Origin of the sequence: Streptomyces sp. NPDC020965, from assembly GCF_044333555.1 — a bacterium.
GTDB lineage: Bacteria > Actinomycetota > Actinomycetes > Streptomycetales > Streptomycetaceae > Streptomyces.
In genome coordinates, this window is record NZ_JBIRRE010000009.1 from 333,357 (window position 1) to 355,729 (window position 22,373).

Below are 22,373 nucleotides of genomic sequence, written 5' to 3' on the forward strand. Positions count from 1 at the left end.
TTCGTCGGCGCGGACGGGTTCGGTCATCGGACCCGTCCGCGCCGCTGTGTGCCCGGCGCCGGCCGGGCCCAGGCTTCAGGTTCGGGGCCGGGGCCGGGGGCCGGCGGGCCCCCCGGCGGGGGGCTCAGACAGTGAGGGGCCGGCTCAGACCGCTGCTGCCGCCGCCCGCCCCGCCGCCCGCCCCGAGAAGACGCAGCCACCGAGGAAGGTGCCTTCCAGCGAGCGGTAGCCGTGCATCCCGCCACCGCCGAACCCCGCCGCCTCCCCCGCCGCGTACAACCCCGCCAGCGGCTCACCGTTCTCACCGAGCACCCGCGAGGAGAGATCGGTCTCCAGCCCGCCGAGCGACTTGCGGGTGAGGATGTTCAGCCGTACGGCGATCAGCGGACCGGCCTTCGGATCGAGGATGCGGTGCGGCGCGGCCGTGCGGATGAGCTTGTCGCCGAGATACTTACGGGCCCCACGAATGGCTGTGACCTGGAGATCCTTGGTGAAGGGGTTTCTGATCTCACGGTCGCGGGCGACGATCTCGCGCCGTAGCTCGCCCTCGTCGATGAGCGGCTCGGCGGTGAGCGCGTTCATCCCCCGGACGAGCGAGGACAGGTCCCGCTCCACGACGAAGTCCACCCCCTTCTCCATGAACGCCCGCACCGGTCCCGGCACGTCGGCCCTGGCGCGGCCGAGAACGTCGCGGACCGATTTCCCCGTCAGATCGGGGTTCTGTTCGGAGCCGGAGAGCGCGAACTCCTTGCCGATGATCCGCTGGTCGAGGACGAACCAGGTGTGGTGGTGGCCGGTCCGCATGATGTGGTCGAGCGTGCCGAGGGTGTCGAAGCCGGGGAAGAGCGGGACGGGCAGCCGCTTGCCGCGCGCGTCCAGCCAGAGCGAGGAGGGACCGGGCAGGATGCGGATGCCGTGCCGGGCCCAGACGGGGTTCCAGTTCTCGATCCCCTCCGTGTAGTGCCACATCCGGTCACGGTTGATGTGGCTGGCGCCCGCCCGTTCGGCGATGCCGAGCATCAGCCCGTCCACATGGGCCGGGACCCCGGAGAGCATCCGCTCCGGAGGGGTACCGAGCCGCTCGGGCCACTGCTCCCGTACCAGCTCGTGATTGCCGCCGATGCCGCCCGAGGTGACGATCACCGCCTGCGCCCGGTACTCGAAGGCGCCGACGACCTCGCGGTCGCTGGCGGCGCCGCGCTCGGCGGTGGACGGCCGGAGCACCTCGCCGCTGACGGTGTCGACGGTGCCCGCGGCGCCACTCAGGCCCGTGACCCGGTGCCGGAACGCGAAGCGGACGAGACCGCGGGCGACGCCTTCGCGGACCCGCCGTTCGAAGGGGGCGACGACACCGGGGCCGGTGCCCCAGGTGATGTGGAAGCGGGGGACGGAGTTGCCGTGGCCCGTGGCGTCGTAGCCGCCGCGCTCGGCCCAGCCGACGACCGGGAAGAACCGTACGCCCCGCTCGCGCAGCCAGGAACGCTTCTCCCCGGACGCGAAGTCGACGTACGCCTCGGCCCAGCGGCGTGGCCAGTGGTCCTCGTCGCGGTCGAAGCCCGCCGTGCCGAACCAGTCCTGGAGCGCCAGCTCCTGACTGTCCCTGATCCGCATCCGGCGCTGTTCGGGTGAGTCGACGAGGAAGAGGCCACCGAAGGACCAGTGCGCCTGCCCGCCGATGGACCGCTCGGGCTCCTGGTCCAGGAGGATGACCCGGCGCCCGGCGTCGACCAGCTCCGCCGTGGCCACCAGACCCGCGAGCCCCGCCCCAATCACGATCACATCGGTGTCGTACGCCATGACTTCCGTCCTTCGTGGGGGCGGCGCGGGACCGCGCGCCCAGGTCGTGTCCGGGGTTGGGTGGTCCGATCTTCGGTACTGGCCGGTAGGGAGTCAACAGCCCGGACGTACGGCTTGATGACGGGGTGGTGGCGGGTGGTGGAATGCCGGCATGAGTGCCTCCGATGAAATCCTGGACGTCGTCGACGAGTCCGACCGTGTCGTGGGCCGGGCCCCGCGCGGCGAGGTCTACGCCCGTGGGCTGCGCCACCGTTGTGTGTTCGTGCTGGCCAGGGACGCGGATGACCGGATCTTCGTGCACCGCAGAACGGCGACGAAGCTGGTCTTCCCCGCCCTGTACGACATGTTCGTGGGCGGTGTGGTCGGCGCGGGCGAGAGCTATGACGACGCGGCCCTGCGGGAGGCCGAGGAGGAGTTGGGGGTGTCGGGGCTGCCCCGGCCGGAGCCCCTGTTCCGTTTCCTGTACGACGGTGGCGATAAAAGCTGGTGGTCGGCGGTGTACAAGGTCCGCTGCGATCTTCCGGTACGGCCCCAGGTCGAGGAAGTGGCGTGGCACGCGTTCCTGCCGGAGGACGAGGTGGAGCGGCGGCTCAGCAGTTGGGAGTGGGTGCCTGACGGCTTGGCCGCGTATGAGCGGCTGCGCTCCGAACCTGGCAGGTTCGCGGATCCTCGGAGGTGACTCGCAGGGAACTCGCGGCCAGGAAGGGGGTGTTCCGGGGCCACGGCACGCGGGTTCGTGAGAAGGGGTGCCCGGTTCGCGGTTGGCCACCCGCTGCTGCTGCCGCACTGTCCGCGTCAGGGTGGGTGTGTTGTGGAGGCATAGGTTCTTCGTGTCAGATGGCCGCCGACCGGTGACGATGAGATCGGACCGTGCCCCCCCTTTGGCTGGCTGTTTCGCCGGCCTGATGAGCAAAAGAGGAACGAAGTGGCATCTTCAGTGCCGGAGCTCTACGGACGGATAGCGGAGCGTTTTGGGGAATTGATCCTTAATTGCCCGCCGGACAGATGGGAGGATCCGTCCCCCTGTCCCGGATGGACGGCTTGGGACGTTGCGGCCCACGTGGTCTCGAACAACCGGCGGGCCGTCGCCGGGCTGGACGGATCCGGCTATTCCGCGCCGGGCCGGGGCGAGGACCTGGCCCAGGCGTGGGATGCGGCAGCCGAGGGGGTCAGGACCGCCCTGCGTGACCCGGCGCAGGCCCGCGCCCTGCTGGGAGAGGAGTTCGGCTCCATCCCGTTCGAGGAGTTCGTGCGGCGGATGGCGTGTGCCGATACCTTGATCCACGGATGGGACCTGGCGCGGGCGACCGGCCAGAGCGAGGCATTGGATTCCGAAGCGGTGGCCGTGGCGACGGAGATCCTGCTGCCGGAGGACGGGGATATCCGGATGCCGCAGGCGTTTGGCGCCAAGGTCTCTTCGTCCGCCGATGCGGACGCCCAGACCAGGTTGCTCAATTTCCTGGGCCGCGAGGTGTAGCCGGGGAGGGCGTTCTCCCGCTTCTCGTGCGCGGATCACGGTGTCGCCCGTCTTGCCGGGGCTGTGTGGCGCCGATCCCGCAGGGGGGTTCTCGCCGCCTGCCGCCCGCCGCCCGTCCCGGAGCTGTTGATCATGGCCGGGTATGGTGCAAAACGTGACTGATCTCGTACGGAGTCTGCGGCTGTGGTTCGCCCCCCACCAGGTGCGGGAGGAGGGCGAGACACCCGACTACCGGTTCTCGCTCGCCAATGAGCGAACCTTTCTGGCCTGGCTCCGTACGGCGCTCGCGCTGATCGGCGGCGGATTCGCCGTGGATCAGTTCCTGCCGGACCTGCGGTGGGGCGTACGGGCCGGATTGGCGCTCGGGCTGCTGGCCGCGGGGGTGCTCTGCGCGCTCCGGGCGGTCAACCACTGGGTGCGCTGCGAGCGGGCCATGCGGCGCGGCGAGGACCTGCCGGTCTCCCGCTTTCCCACCCTGCTCAGCCTGTTGATCGCCGTGGTGGCGCTGGCGATGGTGGTCGTGGTCCTCTTCGGCTGGGGTGGCGCCCGATGACGACCGCCGTACGGGATCCGGGGCTTCAGCCGGAGCGGACGCGGCTGGCCTGGCGCAGGACCACGCTGTCCTTCACCGTGGTGGCGGTGCTCGCGGTTCGACAGGGGCTGAACGGCGACGGGCCGGACGCGGCGGGCATCGTCGCGGTCGCGCTAAGCGTGCTGGTGTGGCTGGGCTTCCTGCTGGTGACGCATGGGCGGATACGGGTCCTGGGCGCCGGGCCGCGACCGCCCGCGCTGTCGACGGGGGCGGCGCTCGCGGCGGCGGGGTGCGCGGTGGCGCTCGCCGGGCTCGCGGTGGTGATGATCCTCTAGGTCCGGCCTGGTCCGGTCCGGCCTGACCTGGTCCGGTCCGGGGCTGGGCGGACACCCGGGCGGCGGCGCACCTGACGAGCGGACGGGCGGGCGGGCGGGCGGGTCGCGGTGGTCGCAACGCGCCGGTCATGGGCGTGCGCACTGGCCCACGGGCGGGTTTCGATGGTCATGACGCCCCCGTGATCCCCGTACACACTGGACGACATACCGACCGGTCGGTCATCATGGGCGAGCCCACCGACCGCACCCGGAGCCCCTCGGAGGCACCCCGATGAGCCCAGACCCCCCACCAGGACTCGACCCCGGGGAGCTCCGTATCCATCTCGACCGCGAGCGGCCCGGCCTGGTGCGCGGCCCACTCGACGCCCGGCTGATCCAGGGCGGCCGTTCCAACCTCACGTACGCCGTCACCGACGGCACCGACCGCTGGGTCGTCCGACGTCCGCCGCTGGGGCACGTCCTGGCGACCGCCCACGACATGCGGCGCGAGCACCGCGTGATCAGTGCCCTGCACCCGACCGCCGTGCCGGTGCCCGAGCCGGTGCTGCTGTGTGAGGACGACACGGTGCTCGGAGCGCCGTTCTACGTCATGGAGTTCGTGCCCGGCACGCCGTACCGCACGGCCGGCGAACTGGCCCCGCTCGGCCCCGAACGCACCCGGACCACGGTGCTCGGCCTGCTCGACACTCTCGTCGACCTGCACGCCGTGGATCCCGAATCGGTGGGGCTCGGCGACTTCGGTCGCCCCGATGGCTTCCTCGACCGGCAGTTGCGGCGCTGGGGAAAGCAGCTCGACGCCTCCCACAGCCGCGACCTCGCCGGAATCAGCGAACTCCGCGCCTCCCTCGGCCGCGCCCTGCCCCGCTCCCCCGCACCCACCGTCGTCCACGGCGACTACCGCCTCGACAACGCGCTGGTCGGCGCGGACGACCGGATCACGGCGGTCCTGGACTGGGAGATGTCCACGCTCGGCGATCCCCTGACCGACCTCGGCCTGCTGGCGATGTACGGGACCGAACTGCCGGCCTCCGACACCCCCATCAGCACCACGGCCTCCGCACCCGGCCACCCGTCCACCGCCGAGCTGGTCGAGCGGTACGCCGACCGATCCGGCCGGGACACCTCGGCCATCCCCTGGTACACGGCGTTCGCCTGGTTCAAGCTCGCGGTGATCCTGGAGGGCATCCACTACCGCTACACCCTCGGCCGGACCGTCGGCGACGGCTTCGACCGGATCGGCGCGCTGGTACCCCTCTTCATCGAGCACGGCCTCACCACCCTCCAGGAGGGCTGACCCCATGGACTTCGCATTCGACGCACGGACCGAGGACCTGCGGACCAGGCTGCTGGCCTTCATGGCGGAGTGGGTCCACCCGGCCGAGACCGTCGCCCAGGAGCAGCGGGCACGACTGGAATCGCCGTGGGAGACCCCGCCGGTCGTGGCCGAGCTGACGACGGAGGCGCGGCGGCGGGGGCTGTGGAACCTCTTCCTCCCTGACCCGCGGTACGGGGCCGGGCTGACCAATCTCCAGTACGCACCGCTCGCCGAGATCACCGGCCACAGCCCCCGGCTGGGCCCCACCGCCGTGAACTGCGCCGCGCCGGACACCGGGAACATGGAGGTACTGGCGCAGTTCGGCGACGCCCGGCAGCGCGAACGCTGGCTGGCGCCGCTGCTCGCCGGAGAGATCCGTTCGGCGTTCGCGATGACGGAGCCGGAGGTCGCCTCGTCGGACGCGACGAACATCGAGACCCGGATCGAGCGGGACGGCGACGACTACGTCATCACCGGCCGGAAGTGGTACATCTCCGGCGCGATGAACCCGGACTGCGCCGTCTTCATCGTGATGGGCAAGACGGACCCGGAGGGGTCCGACATCCGCCGCCAGCAGTCGATGGTGCTGGTGCCCCGCGACACCCCGGGGGTCGAGATCCGGCGCGCGATGCGGGTGTACGGCTACGAGGACCACGCGCACGGCGGCCACGCCGAGATCATCTTCGACCGGGTCCGGGTGCCGGTGTCCCATCTCATCGGCGAGGAGGGCGGCGGGTTCGCCATCGCGCAGGCCAGGCTGGGCCCCGGCCGGATCCACCACTGCATGAGGCTGATCGGGATGGCCGAGCGGGCGATCGAGCTGATGTGTCGGCGCGCCGTGTCCCGTACGGCCTTCGGCGGACCCATCGCCGACCAGGGCGTCGTACGGAACTGGATCGCGGACGCGCGGGTGACGGTGGAACAGCTCCGACTGCTGGTGCTGAAGACCGCGTGGCTGATGGACACGGTGGGCAACCGCGGGGCCCATACGGAGATCCAGGCGATCAAGATCGCTACACCGAGGGCGGTGGTGGACATCCTGGACAAGGCGGTACAGCTGCACGGGGCCGGTGGGGTGAGCCAGGACTTCCCGCTGGCGGAGCTGTGGGCGGCGGCGCGGACACTGCGGCTGGCGGACGGGCCGGACGAGGTGCATCAGCGGTCACTGGCGCGGCGGGAGCTGGGGCGGTACGCGCCGTAGGGGCGGGTCCGTCGCGCAGGTCCCGGCCGGCCACGTGGGGCGGGGCGCGGGAGCCCGACCGGCAGGCAGAGGGCGGGTCGCAGTCAAGGAAGCCTGGCCGGCCCGCGTTGGCCCGTACGCCCGGCCCCGTACACATATGGCCGGGTTACGGCCGCAGCGCCCTCAGGAGCAGGTCGGCCAGCTGGTCCGCGACCTGCTGCTTGCTCAGTGGGCCGTCCGGGCGGTACCACGTCGACAGATGGTGCACCGAGCCGAAGTGGTAGTCCACCACCAGGTCAGCGGGCGTCGCCGCGGAGAAGACGCCGCTGGCCTGTCCCTCCTCCACGAGCGCCCGGAACCGCTCGTGGTAGCGGCGCCGCTCCGCCCGTACCTGCTTGTGCTTCTCCGGGCTCAGATGGTGCATCGAACGGAAGAAGATCGCCGCGTCGTCCAGATTGTCGATCGTCGTGACGACCACGTCCGCCGCGGCCCCGCGCAGCCGCACCTCGACCGGCTCGTCCGCATCGGCGAAGGCGTCGAGCCGCTCCTGCTGCACCCTCAGTACCCGCGCGTAGACCTCTTGGAGGAGGTCTTCCTTGGAGCCGAAGTAGTGGTAGAGCGCGCCCTTGGTGACACCCGCGGCCTCGACGATCTCCTGGACGGAGGTGCGGTCATATCCCTGCTCGGCGAAGAGCCGGGTGGCGGCGGCCAGCAGGCGCTGCGGTACGGGGGCGTCGTCCCCGTCCGTCGTTCTGGCCATGGCCGCCACCGTCCTCTCACTCACATCCGACAACTGACCTGTCCGGGGTAACGCAACCCCGGTCCGAGGATCTTCCCACCTACGGGGACAGGTACAGAATGCGCCATCGTGCCGGTGTGCGTACCGAACCGCCAGAGGGTTCTCCGGCCGTACGGTGCGGCGGGAGTCACCGCCCCATCCCCTCCCACTTCCGCTGAAGGTGGTTCATTCCGGCCAGCCAGCGCTCGGGATCCGTCGCCCGGGTCCGGTAGTAGTCGGCGACCTCGGGGTGCGGCAGGATCAGGAACCGCTCGGCGGCGATCCCGTCCAGCAGCGCGTCGGCGACGGCCGCGGGCTCGATCGCGCCGGGGGCGAGCACCAGTTCGCCCGCCGATCCGGCCGCGGTGAGCATGTCCGTACGCACACCCTGCGGGCAGATGGCATGGACCTTGAGGCCGCGGTGGCGATAGGTGAGCGAGAGCCATTCGGCGAAGGCGTACGCGCCGTGTTTGGAGACGCTGTAGGGGGCGGCCCCGACCATCGTGAGCAGGCCGGCCGCGGAGACCGTGGAGACGAATCGGCCGCTGCCGCGCTCCAGCCAGTCGGGCAGCAGAGCGCGCACCGCGCGGACATGGGCCATCACATTGACGTCCCAGGCGGCGGACCAGACCGCTTCTTCGGCGAAGGCGTCGCCGGGCGAGCCGAGTCCGGCGTTGGCGCAGTAGACGTCCACCGTGCCGCCGAGCGCGTCGCGGGCCGCGGGGACGATCCCGGAGGCGTCCCCGGGGACGGCGGTCGCGCCGATCTCGTCGGCGACCGCCGCGGCCCTCACGGGGTCGATGTCGTTGACCACGACCCGGGCGCCCTCGGCGGTGAACCGTCTGGCGAGCGCGGCGCCGATACCGCCGCCCGCGCCCGTGACGACCACTCCGGCGCCGCGTACCGAACTCATCGCGTCTCCCTCTTCCGGCTCTTCCGGCTCTTCCGGCTCTTCCGGCTTCGGTTCGGCGCCGGTGCCGGTGCCGGTGCCGGTGCCGGTGCCGGTGCCGGTGCCGGTGCCGGTGCCGGTGCCGGTGCCGGTGCCGGTCTCCAGCCCCGAACCCCGCTTCCACTGCGGCCTGTTCCTGCCCGGGGCCGGCCGCCACGGTTGCAGACTAACCAGTCGGTATGTCCGGGGGAAGAGGGCGCGATGGGTGCCCGCGCAGACCACTCCCCCGCTCCGCGCACGGCCGTCGCACAACCGTGCGGTCAGGGTCGTTCCGTGCGACCCGCGGTCGCGCTAGCGTGCGTGACCATGACAGACAGCCTTCATGGAGGGAGCCCGATGAGCCTGTCCAGACGGGGACTGCTGGCCGCCAGCGGCGCCGCGGGCGCACTGGCCGCGGCCGGTTCCGGCGCGGCGGCGCACTCCGGCGCCGATGAGCGTACGGGTGGACGGCCCCGAAGCCGGGTCCGCACCGGTTTCGACCGGCTCGCCGCCGATGGATACTCCGCGCTGGCCGGGCAGCGCGTCGGGGTGGTCACCAATCCGACCGGGATCACCTCCGACGTACGCCACATCGTGGATGTGATGCACGCGGACGACCGGGTGAATCTGACCGCCGTCTTCGGCCCGGAACACGGCTTCCGCGGCACCGCCCAGGCGGGCGGCTCCGAGGGGCGGTACGACGATCCGGCCACCGGACTGCCGGTCTACGACGCCTATTTGAAGAGCGGACAGCCACTGGCCGATATCTTCACCGCCTCGGGCGTGGACACGATCGTCTTCGACATCCAGGACGCGGGTGCGCGTTTCTACACGTACATCTGGACGCTGTACGACTGCATGAAATCGGCCGCGCTCGCGGGCAAGCGCCTCGTCGTGCTCGACCGGCCGAATCCGGTGACCGGGCGGGCCGCGCTCGGGCCGGTGCTGGACAGGGCGTTCGCGACGTTCGTCGGCCGGGAGCCGATCGCGCAGGCGCACGGCATGACCGTGGCCGAGCTGGCGCGGCTGTTCAACGGCGAGTTCCTCAAGGACCGGCCGGTGGAGCTGGCGACCGTACGGATGTCGGGCTGGCGGCGGTCGGACTTCTTCGACGAGACGGGTCTGCCGTGGGTGCCGCCGAGCCCCAATATGCCGACCCCCGAGACGGCGTTGGTGTACGCGGGCACCTGTCTCTTCGAGGGGACGAATCTGTCGGAGGGACGGGGGACGACCCGGCCGTTCGAACTGCTCGGCGCCGAGGGTGTCGACCGGCGCTGGGCGGAGGCGGCGAACGCGCTGGAGCTGCCCGGGGTGCGTTTCCGCGAGGCGTACTTCGCGCCAACGTTCTCCAAGTTCCAGGGGAAGACGGTCGGCGGGGTTCAGTTGCATGTCCACGACCGGGCGGCGTTCGATCCCGTACGCACCGGAATCGGGCTGCTGGTGACGGCCAAGCGGTCCTGGGGCGGCTTCGCCTGGCGGCCCGACAACTGGATCGACAAGCTCACCGGGTCGACGCGGGTGCGCACGATGATCGACGCGGGGGCCGGGACGGACGAGGTCGTGGGCGCCTGGAACGGAGATCTGGCAGCGTTCCGGGCGGTACGGAGGCGGTATCTGAGGTACTGAGGCCCTGCCCGGCCCTGGCGGGCGGTGTGCCGAGATGGTCCCCCGCCGGGAGGCTGGCGGGGCGGTGATTCCGCTGGGCTGGCGGGCGGACTGAAGGATTCCGCCCGGCCTCGGCAGGCTCGGCAACCGGCCGCGTGGGGTGGGGAGTCGGACGGGCGGTGGTGCACCGGAGTGCGGGCTGTGGTGTACCGGGTGGACGGTGCTGGGGCACGCCCCACCCTGGAACGGTGGCTGGCAGGGTGGTTCGGGTCAGGCCAGGCCCGCAGGCTTGATCCATGCGTTTCCTACCTGCGACCAACCCTCCGAACTGCCCGAACTCCCCCGCCCCCGCACCCTCTTCACCACCACGACACCGCTCGCGGAGGACGATGCTGCTCGCGCTCGCCCTGGGCTCCGTCCTGGCCGTCGGCGCGGCCGGCCCGTCGCCCGCCGGGATCGCCGAAGGCGCCGTGGACCCCGTGCCCGCGCTGACGAAGTCGGCGCGCCCGCTGTCGGATCTCCGCCCGCTGGAGCGCATGGTCGGCACGGCGTCGATCGTGGGCGTCGGCGAGGCCACCCACAGCTCCCGCGAGTTCTTCCGCACCAAGAACCGCGTCTTCCGCCATCTGGTGGAGAAGAAGGGCTTCACCACCTTCTCCCTGGAGGCCAATTGGAGCGCCGGACTCCGACTGAACGACTATGTGCTGCGAGGCGATGGCGACCCGGCGCGGATCATGCGGGAGGAGTTCCAGAACTCGTATCTGATCTGGCACACCCGTGAGTATCTGGAACTGATCCGCTGGATGCGCCAGCACAATGTCCGGAATCCGCACCGGCCCGTGCAGTTCATGGGCAATGACTCCGCCTACGCGGGTCCGGAGCTGTTCGACAAGGTGACGGGCTATGTCGCCGAGCACTATCCGGCGCTGCTGCCCGAGATCCGCGGTCTCTACCGGGCCTCCCGACCCACGGCCTCCGTCGACGCGACGATGAAGGCGTATCTGCTCAAGCCCATCGCTGAGCGACGGGCCCTGGCCGCCGATGTCCAGCGGGCGCTGACGCTGCTGGAGCGGCAGCAACCGGGCCCGGATCGGAAGCGGCACACCTGGATGCTGCAACACGCCCGCGCCATCGCTCAGGTCGGCACGATGTACGCATTCGACTACTGCCTTTCGGACACGGCCGGCGCGGTGCATCCGACGACGTCCTGCGATCCTGGGCAGATCGGTCAGATGATGCTCTACCGGGACCGGGTCATGGCGGAGAACACCGTGTGGTGGCAGCGTCAGACCGGCCACCGCGTCCTGCTCTCCGCGCACAACGGACACGTGGGGTACGAGACGACGAACCCCGCGCAATATCCGAAGTATCAGGGCGCGTTCATCCGGGACATGATCGGCGACCGGTATGTGAATGTGGGCTTCACCTTCGGCCAGGGCTCGTTCAACGCCATGGACCTGACGGATCCGGCCGAGACGATTCGCGAGTTCTCGGTGGGCCCGCCGGACCCGGGCAGCAATGAGGAGACGTTGGCGCGGGTCTCCCCCCGGGACTACTACCTGGATATGCGTACGGCGCCGGTGGCCGCGCGGCAGTGGCTCGGCGAGGCCCGGCCGACCAGGAGCATCGGCAACGCCTGGCCGGACGAGCCCGTGCCGACGCGGCTCGCCCCCTCGTACGACGTTCTGATCCATCTGCACCGGATAACCGCGGCCGACCGGCTCTGACCCGGCCCCGGGCCCGACCCACCACGGGCCCGCCCCACTCCGGACCCGATCCACCACGGGCCCGCCCCACCACGGACCCGATCCACCCCGGACCGGACCCACCCCCGGCTCTGACGCGCCCCGTTGGAGATTCTGACCGGATGTGATTGGGGATGTTCGAGTGTGACTGTCCCTGCCCTGGGTATAGCCGTGTTCCGTCCGACGCAGGATGCTTCTTGACAGAAGCGGATGTATCGGGGGAGGGGTAGTCATGCCGGAAATGAGCGTGCGGCCATATCTGGACATCACCTTCGACAACGACGGCGATGTGGACGCGGCGGAGCGCGCACGCCTCCTCGGGCTGGAAGTTACCGATCTGGTGATGTTCGCCCACGGGTGGAACAACTCCCCGGCCGTCGCGGACCGGTTCCTCTCGGCCTTCTTCGCCCCCTTCCCGGAACTGCTGGCGCCGGGTGTACGGCCGGGGTACGTGGGCATTGCCTGGCCGTCGATGAAGTTCACCGATGAGGCGATACCCGGCGCCGCCCCGAGCCCGGCACCCCCGGCACCAGCACCGCCGTCGCAGTCCCCACCCGGACCGGTGCCAACCGGACAGGTTCCGCCCCGTCTGCCGACGCCCCTCCTGATGCCACCAGGACCGATACCGCTCGGGCCGATACCGCTCGGGCCGATACCGGGTCTGAGCACGCCGCCGGATTCGCGGCAGCCGGCCGGGGAGGCTCTGGACTCGGCCACCCGGGAGGCGCTCAACGGACTCTTCCCCGGACATCGGGACACAGTGGCGCGGCTCGACCGGCTGCTCCATGAGCGGCCCGCGTCCGAGGAGGCGTTCGCGGAGTTCGGCAGGCTGGCGCGGCGGTTGACCGAGGCACCGGCCGGGGGGCTGGGGGCCCGCTTCACGGAAGATCTGCCCCAGGACGAACAGGGGCCACCCGCCGTGCTGTACGAGGACGCGCTCACGGTGTGCCGGATGTTCACGCTGGCGCTGGAAGAGATGGAGCCGGAGAAGGTCGCCGTCACCGATTTCGCCGCCGACTCCCTCGGCATCGGCCTGGTGGAGACCTGGAGAGGAGCGAAGGAGTTGTTGCGCCAGACCACGTACTACGCGATGAAGCGCCGGGCGGGGACCGTCGGCGAGCTGGGGCTCGGCCCGCTGCTCGGACAGCTCGCCCGCAGCCGCCCCGGGACACGGGTGCACCTGGTGGGGCACAGCCAGGGGGCGCGGCTGATCGCCTTCGGGCTGCGGGGACTGCCCCACGGTGTGCGAAATGTGAAGTCGGTCACGCTCCTCCAAGGGGCCTTCTCGCACTATGCGTTCGCGCCAGGGCTACCGCACGCCTCGCAGAACTCGGGCGCGCTGCGAGCCATGGAGCAGCGGGTGGACGGTCCGGTGGTGGCCTGCCACTCCCGGCATGACACCGCCCTGGGGACGGTCTACCCCCTGGCGTCGCGGCTGGCCGGGGACGACCGTCAGGCCGTGGGGGCGGACCGTCGCTGGTGGGCGGTCGGGCACGACGGCATCCGGGCCGTCCGGCCGCCGCCGGTCCGGCTGACGCTGGAAGAGGCGCTAGGGCAGGGCATACCCGGCTCGGGCTGCGTCAATGTGGACGCGGCGGCGGTGGTCCGGCGGGGAGGTCCGCCCGCGGGGGCGCACCACGACATCTGCCACGCCGAGCTGGCACGCGTGGTGGTCGCGGCGGGCCGTATCGACCAGTGAGGCCGGGGGCCTCCCGAGGGCCTCCCGAGGGTGCCACTGACTGTGGGCCGGGAGTTCGAGGTGGCCACGGAGCGCGTCCTCGGCATCGCCCCGCACCCCGGCGCCGACCGCCACACCCAGGGATCCGGGGCATTCATTTCGGTCGCGCGTCTCACTAAATGGGCCTCATCGGATTTTCGATGGAGCCGAATCGGGCACTCGTACGTCCATACACCAACGCCGATGGATGGAAACGACGGAGGTGGCAGTGCGATGGCCGGTTTCCGGAGTCTTGCGAGACAGGTACGCGACCCGCGGTGCGATCTGGCGCTGCGGCGCTACTCGCTGCGCAAGTGCCTGGAACGTTTTGCCCCCTATGGGCACCGGGCGACCTGGGATCACCTGTGCGCCCGGCACAGGATCGAGCCCGAGGACCGGGCTCCCGATCCGGCGCGGCTGGTGGCCGCGCTGGAAGAACTGGAGCGGGCGCGGGCCGTGTGGCTCGCGTACGAGGAATGTTTCGCCGACCGGCGAAAGCGAGAGAAGCACGACGGGCTGCGCAGGCCGTCGTCGATCGACGACTGGCACCGGCGCACCCGGGGCGGGAACGGGGTCGCGCGCTGCGACAGTCCGGCCGCCCATCCCTCGGCACCGTTGGACGAGGTGCTGCGCAGGTTGATCTCGGCACTGGCGGACGAACCCGGCACGACCTGCCCCGTCTGTGAGGCGACCGGCATCGTGTGGCGACAGGATCTGGCCAATGAGCCGTGGACCGGTCCGGTCTGCACGGGCTGCGGCATCGTGGTGCCGCGCCCCGTCCTGAACTCCGAGGCCGTGGCAGCGGCCAAGGAGGCCGGCGGACAGCGGGGGCTGGCGTCGGTGGCCTAGGAGAGGCGCCTGAGAGAGGCGTGGGGGCGAGCGCCGCGACGCGGCATGTGGGGCGCCCCCGCGTGGTCCGGAGATCCGGAGCCGACCCCTCAGAACCGCGGAGACCGCCGCGCCCCGCGGCATCGACGAGCCGGCGCGTACGAGCGCGCGGCTTAGCGGCCGGCCGCGCAGCAGTACATCCGTGCGGAAGCCGACGCCCCGAGTCGGGCGCGCCCACGGTTCCCGTACGGGCACCAGCCGTCGCGTGAAAGCCCTCGCACCGGACCGTGACCCCGAGCTGTGCCCCCGAGCCATGGCCCCGCAGCGCCCCCCGCCGGGAGCAGCGCGGTACGGGCGCGGTCGGCGCGGTGGGAGGCCGGGCGCGGGCGGCCCGCGGCCGTGTCCCGACGCACGCCCGTTCCTTCGCCGTGTCGCGCCAGTGGATCGCCGCCCGCACGAGCAGTCGTCCGGTAGGAGCTGTCGTCCCGTACGCGTTGCCGCCCGTACGAGCAGTCGTCCCCTACGAGCAGTCGTCCCGTACGCGTTGCCGCCCGTACGAGCAGTCGTCCCCTACGAGCAGTCGTCCCGTACGCGTTGCCGGGCCAGTGGGTCGGCGCCTCCTCGGCCAAGGCGCCGGTACCGGTGCGATCGTGGTGGGCATCGGGCGGCCGCCGTGGAGTGAAAATCGTTGGCCCCTCCGTTCCGCCCCCGGGACAGTGGAGTGCGCCCGGGCCCCATCGCCGTCACCGGCAGGTGTCCGTGGCGTGCGGGTGGGCCCGTCACGGGGGTGCGGGCCCGCCCGCAGGCTCGTCACAGCGGGCGTGGCCGCCCCCGCACACCGCTTCACACTCCCTTGCGACGCTCCGGCAGCAATCGCGAACCGGCCATCTTCTGGCCGAAAGCATCCTCCGGGTTGGAGAGCACACAGGTCTCCAACGAGAGGCAGCCGCAGCCGATGCAATCGGTGAGATGGTCGCGCAGTCGACCGAGTTGCTTGATCCGCTCGTCCAACTCGCGCCGCCAGGCGTGCGAGAGCCGCGCCCAGTCGTCCCGGTCGGGCGTGCGCTCCTCGGGCAGTTCGGCGAGTGCGTCCCTGACCGTGGCGAGCGGGATACCGACGCGCTGCGCGGCCCGGACGAACGCCACCCGGCGCAGCGTGTCCCGGCTGTATCGGCGCTGGTTGCCGCTGGTCCGTCGACTGCTGATGAGGCCCTTGGACTCGTAGAAGTGGAGGGCGGAGACCGCCGCGCCGCTGCGTTCGGACAATTGACCGACGGTCAGCTCTTGGAAGTTCTCGGGAAACTGAGGCACCCCGGGAAGCCTACTGGTGGCGCGTTGACAGGAGTATGCCCGCCCAACCATGCTGAGCAAGCGCTTGGACATCGGCGTGATGCCCGGGGAGCGCACCGCGCGAGAGACAGGGATCAGGTCATGGCCGAGCCGAGGATCTTCACCTCCGCCGACGAGCTGCGCGCTGGGATCGGCGATCCACTGGGCCCCAGCGACTGGCTGGAGATCGACCAGAAGACGATCGACCTCTTCGCCGAAGCGACCGGCGACCGGCAGTGGATCCATGTGGACCCCGTGCGCGCGGCCGACGGCCCCTTCGGGGCGACCATCGCGCACGGCTATCTCACGCTGGCGTTGCTGCCGACCCTGGTCCCGCAGGTGATGCGGGTCGAGGGCATGAAGATGGGCCTCAACTACGGCACCGACAAGGTCCGCTTCCCGGCCCCCGTGCCAGTGGGGTCCCGGCTGCGGGCGACGGCGGTCCTGCGCCGCGTCGAGGAGGCGGGCGGCGGGGTCCAGGTGACCGCCGTGGTCACGGTCGAGCGCGAGGGCAGCGAGAAGCCGGTGTGCGTGGCCGAGTCGGTCTCCCGTTACTTCTTCTGAACTTCTTCTGACCGAGCGGGGCTTCTTCGGATCGTCCGCGTGGCTCCCCGCGCGCACAGGACGCAACACGCGTCAGCCGCGCGCGGAGACCATGCGGAGCACGAGGTCGGCGTAGAGGGCGCCCACCTCGTCGGGTGTCCGGCGCCCCTGGGTGTTGAACCAGCGCGCCACGTCGATGCAGAGTGAGAGCACGGCGACGGTGGTGCCCGGTACGTCCGGCACGTCGAACTCACCGGCCTCCACGCCGTCGCGCAGGATGCCCCGTACGACGTCGTCGCTGCGGCGGCGCAACCCCACGATCTCGGTCCGGTGTTCGGGTGAGAGCGCGTCGAGTTCGTACTGCACCACGCGCGCCGTGTTGTGCCGCCCGGCGTGCCAGCGGACGAAGGAACTCACGGCGTCGGCGAGCCGTTCACCGGGTGTGCCACTGCGTTCGGCCGCCGTCGTCAGCACCTCCAGCGCCCGGTCGTGCCCGATCCGGCTGATGCGGTGGAGCAGTTCTTCCTTGGTCTTGTAGTGGATGTAGAGGGCGGCGGGGCTCATTCCGGCCCGGCCGGCGATGTCCCGCGTCGTCGTGGCGTGGTAGCCGCGCTCGGCGAAGGCGTCGACTGCGGCGACGAGCAGCTTTCGCGCGGCCTCCGGCGTGACTTCACCCCACGGCACCTCCTCGCAGGTGGTGTCCTCCGGCGCTGCCATCACTCGTCCTCATTCCTGCCGTACGGGAGGAACACCATACCCCGAGGGTGAGCAAGCGCTTAGGACGCTTCTGTCGGATCGCACCGGGTCGCGGGATCGCACCGGGTCCAGGGTCTCACCGGGTCGCCGGGACGAAGGCCGGGGCGCAGGGGGGAAGGCCGCTGGGCTCGTCCGCCGTCCGCCCCGGCACGCGCCCCACGAGGACGGCGGCCCGTCCCGCCTGGCCGGCCGCGGGCCCAGAAGGCGGAGACCGCGGTCGGCGCGCGGCGGGTGATCAGCTCCTGGAGCCGGCTGGTGCCCTCGTAGCGGGTCATCACCCGGGCGTCACGCACCGGCTTGCCGACCGGATACTCATCGATATGGCCGTAGCCGCCGTAGACCTGGAGTGCGTTGCTGGCCGCGCGCACCGCGGCCTCGGAGGCGTAGAGCCCGGCCCGAGGAGGCAGAGCGCACCGAGTCTCCCCACCGTCGAACGGCCGATGTCCTCGGCGCGGTCCCACTCGGCGGCGTACGGAGTGACCTCGCGGCGGACGCGCTCCTCGGCGCGTCACCGTACGACCGTCCGCTCCGCGCTCGGTTCCAGGTTCACAACGGACCGTCTCCACCTCAACTATCACTGCTAGTTTTCTTTCGATCGGCCCTACTATGTGCCGCATGGCCCGACCACGCAACCCCCTGCTCAGCAGAGACCGCATCGTCCGGACGGCGAGCGCGCTCGTGGACTCCGAGGGTCTGGCGGCGGTCTCCACCCGACGGCTCGCGGCCGAGCTGGGGGTGAGCGGGCCGTCCCTCTACAACCACTTCCGCACCAAGGACGAGATCCTCGAAGCCGTCGCCGACTCGGTCAGCGCACAGGTCGATCTGTCGATGTTCGACGAGGGTGACGGCCGTGACTGGTCGGACGCCCTGCACGACTGGGCGGTCTCCTACCGGGCGGCGCTCAAGGCCCACCCCCATATCGTTCCGGTGCTCGCCCGGGGCCCCGGGCGCCGCCCGGCCGGTCTGCGGGTGGCGGACGCGGTCTTCGGCGCGATGGTCCGCGCGGGGTGGCCGCCCGCCCAGGCGACCCATATCGGGGCGCTGACGCGGTACTTCGTCACCGGTTCGGCGCTCGGTTCGTTCGCCCGGGGCTTCGTCGACGACGAGAAGGCGTACGACCCCGAGGACTATCCCCACCTCGGCCGGGCGCACCTGCTCGCCGAACGCCAGGAGCAGGTGGACGAGGGTGCGTTCGAGACGGGTCTGCGCGCGATCGTCGCCGGGCTGACCGTCCAGTACGGGGCACTGGACCGGACCGGCTGACCCCCCGGCCCTGATGCGAACAGGGGCGGGTCGGACGAGCCGGGCGGGGAGTATCGGGGCCCCGGTCAGAACTCCACCAGTGTCCTGCCACCCCTCCCCCGCACCATGTTCTCGAACGCCCCGGCGACCCCGTCGAGCCCCACCCGCTCCGTCACCAGACCCGCCAGATCCAGCCGGCCCGCCCGCACATGGTCGGCCAGTACCGGCAGATCCCGCACCGGATCGCAGTTCCCGTAGACGCACCCCGACAGGGTCCGCCCCCAGTGGAAGATCTCCAGGGCGTTGAAGGTGACCTGTTCGTCCTTGCCGCCGATGCCGACCACGGTCGTCCGGCCACCGCGCCGGGTGGACTCCCAGGCCGTACGGATGGTCGCGGCGCGGCCCACGCACTCGATCGACACGTCCACGCCCTGCCCGCCGGTCAGTGCGCGGATCTCCTTCGCGGTCGGACCGGAGGACGCGAGGACGAACTCCGTCGCCCCGGCCGCCCGTGCCAGTGCCTCCTTCTCGGGCGAGACATCGACCGCCACGATCGTGGCCGCGCCCGCGATCCGCGCCGACTGGAGGGTCGCGAGGCCCACCCCGCCCGCCCCGAAGACCGCGACGGACTCCCCCGCCCGTACCCGCGCCGAGTGGTGGACCGCGCCGTAGCCGGTGAGGACCGCACAACCGAGCAGGGCCGCCTCCGCCAGCGGGACCCCAGCCGGCGCGGGGACCACACAGCCAGCCCCGACCACGGTCTCCTCGGCGAACGCGGCGACGTTCAGGCCGGGATGGAGTTCGGTGCCGTCGGCCGTACGGGCGTGCACACCGGCCGCGCCCGTGAACGCGTCGGCGCACAGCCACACCTCACCGATCCCGCAGGGGTGGCAGCGACCGCAGGAGGGCGCCCAGTTGAGGATCACGGCGTCGCCGGGCGCGACATGGGTGACGTCCGCGCCGACGGAGACGACCGTCCCCGCGCCCTCGTGGCCGAGTACGGCGGGCACCGGAAGCCGCAGGGTGCCGTCGGACAGGGAGAGGTCCGAGTGGCAGACACCGGCGGCGACGAGACGGACCCGCACCTGCCGGGGGCCGGGCTCGGGCAGTTCGATGTCGGTGATCTCCAGCGGAGAGCCGATGGCGGGCAGGACGACGGCGCGGACCACAGGGGGTTCTCCGGATCTCTTCGGCTCTTCAGGCTGCTCGGACTGCTGGACCGCTGGACCGCGGGACCTGCTGGGACAGTCTGATGGCGGTACGGGGGCGAGGTGGGGCCGGGGGCGGTCAGAACTGGAGGGACTTGGTCTGGAGGTACTCCGCCAGCCCGTGCGCGCCCAGCTCGCGGCCGACCCCCGACTGCTTGTACCCACCGAAGGGCGCGAGCGGATTGAACCGGCCGCCGTTGATGTCGACCTGACCGGTGTCCATCCGGCGGGCGAAGGCGACCGCCGTCGCGTCGTCGGCGGCCCAGACCGCGCCCCCGAGGCCGTAGATCGTGCCGTTGGCGATCCGGAGGGCGTCCTCCTCGTCCTCGTACCGCAGCAGCGCCACCACCGGGCCGAAGATCTCCTCCTGCGCGATGGTCATCCCGGGTGTCACATCGGCGAAGACGGTGGGGCTGACGTAGTAGCCCGTGTCACGCGGCGCCTCAGGGCCGCCCGCGACCAGTCGCGCGCCCTCGGCGGCTCCCCGCTCGATGTGGCCGCGCACCCGCTGCCGCTGCGCGGCGCTGACCAGGGGACCGACCCGGTCGCCTGGTACGTGGGTGGCGGCCGCGGCGACGGCGAGCTCCACGGCCTCGTCGTACTGGTCGCGGTGGACCAGCATCCGGGTCCAGGCGTTACAGGTCTGGCCGGAGTTGCTCATCACCTGGGCGATGCCGACCCGGACGGCCTTGGCGAGATCGGCGCCCGGCAGGATCACATTGGCGGACTTGCCGCCCAACTCCAGCGCGACCCGCTTGACCGCGCCCCCGGCGGTCGCACCGATGCGGCGGCCGACCGCGGTGGAGCCGGTGAAGGAGACCAGATCGACGTCCTCGTGTCCCGCGAGGGCGGCACCGGCGACATCGCCGACTCCGGTCACCAGGTTGAAGACCCCCGGGGGGAGTTCCGCGTCATGCGCGGCGGCCGCGAAGAGCCGGGCGGTCAACGGGGTGTTCTCGGCCGGCTTCAGGACGACGGTGCAGCCGGCCGCGAGAGCGGGGGCGACCTTGGCGACGATCTGATGGAGCGGGTAGTTCCAGGGGGTGATCGCGCCGACCACCCCGACGGGCTCCAGCAGCACGGTGGAGTTCCCGATCCGCTCCTCGAAGGAGTAGGAGGCGGCCAGTTCGGCGAAGGTGCCCGCGACGGCGATGGGCAGGCCCGTCTGGACCGTCCGGGAGAAGGCGAGCGGGGAGCCGAGTTCGGCGGTGATGGTGGCGGCGATCTCGTCCACGCGGGCCGTCAGGGCGTCCCGGAGCGCGGTGAGCCGGACGGCGCGCTCGGCGGGCGGGGTCGCGGCCCAGCCGGGGAGGGCGGCGCGGGCGGCCCGTACGGCGGCGTCGATGTCCTCCGCGGTGCCGGCCGGGACCCGGGCGATGACCTGTTCGTCGGCGGGGTTCACCACTTCGATGGTGTCCGTGGCGGCGGCCGGGCGCCACCGGCCGTCGATATACATCCCGTCGTGGGTGTTCATCGCACTCCTTCAGAACCTACGGACAGAACCCGCGAACCGGCCCCACGGACAGAACCTGTGGGGCAGACCCGCGAACCGGATCCGCGGGCATCGCGCGACCAAACTAGCGGCGATAGTTTTGGGATGCCAGGGGCCGCTGGCTCAAGCGCCGCCCGGGGGCGGCGATCCGAAGGCCGTCGGGGGCGGTGGCGGGTGAGCGCGGCAGCGACACCGCAAGGACCGGCCAGGTCGGAGCGGCCGGCCACCGCGACGGCTGCGGCTACCGCGACCGCTGTGACGGATCCGGCTGGTCCGACCGCTTCGGCTGGTCCGACCCACCGGCCGGCCCGCCCCCCTCGGCCGCAGTGGAGAGCAGCACCGGCTGTCGCGCGCTGAGTCCGGTGGCCGCCAGCAGAATCACGCCGAGCATGACGAACGGGGCCGCCGAGCCCGCGACTCCGGCGAGCAGCCCCGCCGCGGCGGGCGCGGCGACCTGCCCGATCCGGTTGCCCGTCAGCCGCAGCGCGAGCGCGGTCGACCGCGCCTCCGCGGGCGCGGCCTGGACGACGGTCGTCATCGACAGCGGCTGGCCGACACCCAGACAGAAGCCGAGCGCGGCGAGCAGCACCGCGAGCCCCCAGACCGGGACCGGCAGGGCGAGGGCTCCGCACAGGGGCGCGGCGACCAGGCAGGTCAGGGTCATCAGCGCCCGGCGTCCGAGCCGTCGGATCATCGGTGTCATCACCAGCCGGCAGGCGATGGTGGCGGCGGCCCGCAGGCTGAGCAGCAGCCCGACGGTGGCCGGTGCGATGCCGCGTTCCTCGCCGATCACCGGGAGGTAGGCGGTGAGGATGTCGATGGCGGAGAGCACGGCGAGGCTGATGAAGATGCCGCCGGGGACTCCCCGGGTGCGCAGTATGCGGCGGACGGGGACCCGGGGCCGGTCGTCGCGGCGGGCGGGCCCGTCCGGGCGGCGCTCGATCCGCCAGAGCGAGGTGAGCGCGACGGCGGCGACCCCGGCCGAGACGACCAGGGCGAGCGCGCTCGTACGGTCCATGGCGCCGTCCCGCCCGGAGATGATGAAGCCAGCCGCGACGGGTCCGGCGAGCTGGCCGAGGGAGACGCCGATGGTGAAGTGGCCGAAGTTGCGGTCCTGGTCGGCGGGGGCGGACTGGCGGGCGACGATGGATTGGGCGCCGATGACGAAGCAGAGGTGGCCGAGGCCCATCACCCCGCTCCAGGCGGCCATCGCACCGAGCGAACCCGCCGTGCCGCTGAGGACGCACCCTCCGGAGATGAGGACGATCCCGGCCGGCAGGAGGGGCGCGCACCGCCCGTGGTCGGTACGGCGCCCCAGTGGTACGGCGGCGAACAGCGGGAGGAGCGCGTACGCCCCCGCGATGACGCCGATCGCGCGCTCGTCCGCTCCGAGGGCGAGCGCGCGGTAGGAGACGGCGGGGCGCGCCATGGACACCGCGGCCTGCGCGAAGCCGAAGGCGATGACGAGGCGCAGCAGCCAGCCCCGGTTCATCGAAACCTCCCGGTGTCTCCGCCCGACGTCCCCGCGGTCGTGCCGCTGAACGTCGTGTGCCCCCAGGGGAGCGG

The 22,373-nt window shown here is 71.8% G+C and carries 20 protein-coding genes and 1 pseudogene; 12 read left to right on the top strand and 9 right to left on the bottom strand.

Annotated features, from left to right (window positions below):
* Positions 1-144: 144 nt before the first annotated feature.
* A complete protein-coding gene (locus tag ACH4S7_RS26685) occupies positions 145-1,797 on the bottom strand; it encodes an FAD-binding dehydrogenase (protein WP_398523828.1) in 1,653 nt (550 codons plus the stop codon).
* A gap of 151 nt (positions 1,798-1,948) precedes the next feature.
* Here ACH4S7_RS26685 and ACH4S7_RS26690 point away from each other — a divergent pair, with 151 nt between their 5' ends.
* From ACH4S7_RS26690 to ACH4S7_RS26715, 6 genes are all read left to right on the top strand, one after another.
* Positions 1,949-2,476, top strand: coding sequence for an NUDIX hydrolase (locus ACH4S7_RS26690; RefSeq protein ID WP_398523829.1), 528 nt, complete (start codon positions 1,949-1,951; stop codon positions 2,474-2,476).
* A 258-nt stretch (positions 2,477-2,734) separates the two neighbouring features.
* Entirely contained in the window at positions 2,735-3,274 is a 540-nt protein-coding gene (locus ACH4S7_RS26695; RefSeq protein ID WP_398523830.1) for a TIGR03086 family metal-binding protein, read from the top strand.
* A 142-nt stretch (positions 3,275-3,416) separates the two neighbouring features.
* On the top strand, positions 3,417-3,827 hold the full coding sequence (locus ACH4S7_RS26700) for a YidH family protein (protein ID WP_398523831.1): 411 nt from the start codon (positions 3,417-3,419) through the stop codon (positions 3,825-3,827).
* On the top strand, positions 3,824-4,141 hold the full coding sequence (locus tag ACH4S7_RS26705; protein ID WP_398523832.1) for a DUF202 domain-containing protein: 318 nt from the start codon (positions 3,824-3,826) through the stop codon (positions 4,139-4,141). The genes ACH4S7_RS26700 and ACH4S7_RS26705 overlap by 4 nt, the downstream gene beginning before the upstream one ends.
* Positions 4,142-4,412: 271 nt before the next feature.
* Positions 4,413-5,435: a phosphotransferase family protein gene (locus ACH4S7_RS26710; protein WP_398523833.1), complete on the top strand. Its 1,023-nt coding sequence runs from the start codon at positions 4,413-4,415 to the stop codon at positions 5,433-5,435.
* Between the two features lie 4 nt (positions 5,436-5,439).
* A complete protein-coding gene (locus ACH4S7_RS26715) occupies positions 5,440-6,657 on the top strand; it encodes an acyl-CoA dehydrogenase family protein (RefSeq protein WP_398523834.1) in 1,218 nt (405 codons plus the stop codon).
* A 145-nt stretch (positions 6,658-6,802) separates the two neighbouring features.
* Here ACH4S7_RS26715 and ACH4S7_RS26720 read toward each other — a convergent pair whose 3' ends face one another.
* Both ACH4S7_RS26720 and ACH4S7_RS26725 read right to left on the bottom strand, forming a co-directional pair.
* Positions 6,803-7,396: a TetR/AcrR family transcriptional regulator gene (locus tag ACH4S7_RS26720; RefSeq protein WP_398523835.1), complete on the bottom strand. Its 594-nt coding sequence runs from the start codon at positions 7,394-7,396 to the stop codon at positions 6,803-6,805.
* Positions 7,397-7,562: 166 nt separating this feature from the next.
* Positions 7,563-8,327, bottom strand: a complete 765-nt coding sequence (locus ACH4S7_RS26725; RefSeq protein WP_398523928.1) for an SDR family oxidoreductase — start codon at positions 8,325-8,327, stop codon at positions 7,563-7,565.
* 372 nt (positions 8,328-8,699) lie between these two features.
* Between ACH4S7_RS26725 and ACH4S7_RS26730 the strand changes: the two genes are divergently transcribed.
* The 4 genes from ACH4S7_RS26730 to ACH4S7_RS26745 all read left to right on the top strand — a co-directional run bounded on the left by ACH4S7_RS26730 (position 8,700) and on the right by ACH4S7_RS26745 (position 14,258).
* Entirely contained in the window at positions 8,700-9,968 is a 1,269-nt protein-coding gene (locus ACH4S7_RS26730; RefSeq protein WP_398523836.1) for an exo-beta-N-acetylmuramidase NamZ domain-containing protein, read from the top strand.
* A 368-nt stretch (positions 9,969-10,336) separates the two neighbouring features.
* Positions 10,337-11,674 carry an erythromycin esterase family protein gene (locus ACH4S7_RS26735; protein ID WP_398523837.1) on the top strand — a complete coding sequence of 446 codons (1,338 nt, stop codon included), beginning with the start codon at positions 10,337-10,339 and terminating at the stop codon, positions 11,672-11,674.
* 259 nt (positions 11,675-11,933) lie between these two features.
* Positions 11,934-13,391 carry a serine-threonine protein kinase gene (locus tag ACH4S7_RS26740; protein WP_398523838.1) on the top strand — a complete coding sequence of 486 codons (1,458 nt, stop codon included), beginning with the start codon at positions 11,934-11,936 and terminating at the stop codon, positions 13,389-13,391.
* Positions 13,392-13,643: 252 nt separating this feature from the next.
* Positions 13,644-14,258: a hypothetical protein gene (locus ACH4S7_RS26745; RefSeq protein WP_398523929.1), complete on the top strand. Its 615-nt coding sequence runs from the start codon at positions 13,644-13,646 to the stop codon at positions 14,256-14,258.
* A gap of 822 nt (positions 14,259-15,080) precedes the next feature.
* On the opposite strand, the gene soxR is transcribed toward ACH4S7_RS26745, so the two are convergent.
* Positions 15,081-15,548, bottom strand: a complete 468-nt coding sequence (soxR, locus tag ACH4S7_RS26750) for a redox-sensitive transcriptional activator SoxR (protein WP_398523839.1) — start codon at positions 15,546-15,548, stop codon at positions 15,081-15,083.
* A gap of 120 nt (positions 15,549-15,668) precedes the next feature.
* Between soxR and ACH4S7_RS26755 the strand changes: the two genes are divergently transcribed.
* A complete protein-coding gene (locus tag ACH4S7_RS26755) occupies positions 15,669-16,130 on the top strand; it encodes a MaoC family dehydratase (RefSeq protein ID WP_398523840.1) in 462 nt (153 codons plus the stop codon).
* 72 nt (positions 16,131-16,202) lie between these two features.
* Here ACH4S7_RS26755 and ACH4S7_RS26760 read toward each other — a convergent pair whose 3' ends face one another.
* Together ACH4S7_RS26760 and ACH4S7_RS26765 are read right to left on the bottom strand one after the other, a co-directional pair.
* Complete coding sequence (locus ACH4S7_RS26760) at positions 16,203-16,826, bottom strand: TetR/AcrR family transcriptional regulator (RefSeq protein WP_398523841.1); 624 nt, start codon at positions 16,824-16,826, stop codon at positions 16,203-16,205.
* A gap of 239 nt (positions 16,827-17,065) precedes the next feature.
* Positions 17,066-17,260, bottom strand: a pseudogene (locus tag ACH4S7_RS26765) (acyl-CoA dehydrogenase family protein); the annotation flags it as partial.
* A 220-nt stretch (positions 17,261-17,480) separates the two neighbouring features.
* Here ACH4S7_RS26765 and ACH4S7_RS26770 point away from each other — a divergent pair.
* Entirely contained in the window at positions 17,481-18,128 is a 648-nt protein-coding gene (locus tag ACH4S7_RS26770; RefSeq protein WP_398523842.1) for a TetR/AcrR family transcriptional regulator, read from the top strand.
* A gap of 65 nt (positions 18,129-18,193) precedes the next feature.
* On the opposite strand, the gene ACH4S7_RS26775 is transcribed toward ACH4S7_RS26770, so the two are convergent.
* From ACH4S7_RS26775 to ACH4S7_RS26785, 3 genes are all read right to left on the bottom strand, one after another.
* Complete coding sequence (locus ACH4S7_RS26775) at positions 18,194-19,276, bottom strand: Zn-dependent alcohol dehydrogenase (RefSeq protein WP_398523843.1); 1,083 nt, start codon at positions 19,274-19,276, stop codon at positions 18,194-18,196.
* Positions 19,277-19,394: 118 nt separating this feature from the next.
* Positions 19,395-20,789 (bottom strand): aldehyde dehydrogenase family protein, encoded by a 1,395-nt coding sequence (locus tag ACH4S7_RS26780; RefSeq protein ID WP_398523844.1) that lies wholly within the window; start codon positions 20,787-20,789, stop codon positions 19,395-19,397.
* Between the two features lie 259 nt (positions 20,790-21,048).
* Positions 21,049-22,299, bottom strand: a complete 1,251-nt coding sequence (locus ACH4S7_RS26785) for an MFS transporter (RefSeq protein WP_398523845.1) — start codon at positions 22,297-22,299, stop codon at positions 21,049-21,051.
* Between the last annotated feature and the right edge of the window lie 74 nt (positions 22,300-22,373).

Bases quoted from the DNA above. Each gene is read 5' to 3' on its own strand.
- ACH4S7_RS26685 (WP_398523828.1), bottom strand. From the start codon at position 1,797: ATGGCGTACGACACCGATGTGATCGTGATTGGGGCGGGGCTCGCGGGT.
- ACH4S7_RS26690 (WP_398523829.1), top strand. From the start codon at position 1,949: ATGAGTGCCTCCGATGAAATCCTGGACGTCGTCGACGAGTCCGACCGT.
- ACH4S7_RS26700 (WP_398523831.1), top strand. From the start codon at position 3,417: ATGGTGCAAAACGTGACTGATCTCGTACGGAGTCTGCGGCTGTGGTTC.
- ACH4S7_RS26705 (WP_398523832.1), top strand. From the start codon at position 3,824: ATGACGACCGCCGTACGGGATCCGGGGCTTCAGCCGGAGCGGACGCGG.
- ACH4S7_RS26710 (WP_398523833.1), top strand. From the start codon at position 4,413: ATGAGCCCAGACCCCCCACCAGGACTCGACCCCGGGGAGCTCCGTATC.
- ACH4S7_RS26715 (WP_398523834.1), top strand. From the start codon at position 5,440: ATGGACTTCGCATTCGACGCACGGACCGAGGACCTGCGGACCAGGCTG.
- ACH4S7_RS26720 (WP_398523835.1), bottom strand. From the start codon at position 7,396: ATGGCCAGAACGACGGACGGGGACGACGCCCCCGTACCGCAGCGCCTG.
- ACH4S7_RS26725 (WP_398523928.1), bottom strand. From the start codon at position 8,327: ATGAGTTCGGTACGCGGCGCCGGAGTGGTCGTCACGGGCGCGGGCGGC.
- ACH4S7_RS26730 (WP_398523836.1), top strand. From the start codon at position 8,700: ATGAGCCTGTCCAGACGGGGACTGCTGGCCGCCAGCGGCGCCGCGGGC.
- ACH4S7_RS26735 (WP_398523837.1), top strand. From the start codon at position 10,337: ATGCTGCTCGCGCTCGCCCTGGGCTCCGTCCTGGCCGTCGGCGCGGCC.
- ACH4S7_RS26740 (WP_398523838.1), top strand. From the start codon at position 11,934: ATGAGCGTGCGGCCATATCTGGACATCACCTTCGACAACGACGGCGAT.
- ACH4S7_RS26745 (WP_398523929.1), top strand. From the start codon at position 13,644: ATGGCCGGTTTCCGGAGTCTTGCGAGACAGGTACGCGACCCGCGGTGC.
- ACH4S7_RS26755 (WP_398523840.1), top strand. From the start codon at position 15,669: ATGGCCGAGCCGAGGATCTTCACCTCCGCCGACGAGCTGCGCGCTGGG.
- ACH4S7_RS26760 (WP_398523841.1), bottom strand. From the start codon at position 16,826: ATGGCAGCGCCGGAGGACACCACCTGCGAGGAGGTGCCGTGGGGTGAA.
- ACH4S7_RS26770 (WP_398523842.1), top strand. From the start codon at position 17,481: ATGGCCCGACCACGCAACCCCCTGCTCAGCAGAGACCGCATCGTCCGG.
- ACH4S7_RS26780 (WP_398523844.1), bottom strand. From the start codon at position 20,789: ATGAACACCCACGACGGGATGTATATCGACGGCCGGTGGCGCCCGGCC.
- ACH4S7_RS26785 (WP_398523845.1), bottom strand. From the start codon at position 22,299: ATGAACCGGGGCTGGCTGCTGCGCCTCGTCATCGCCTTCGGCTTCGCG.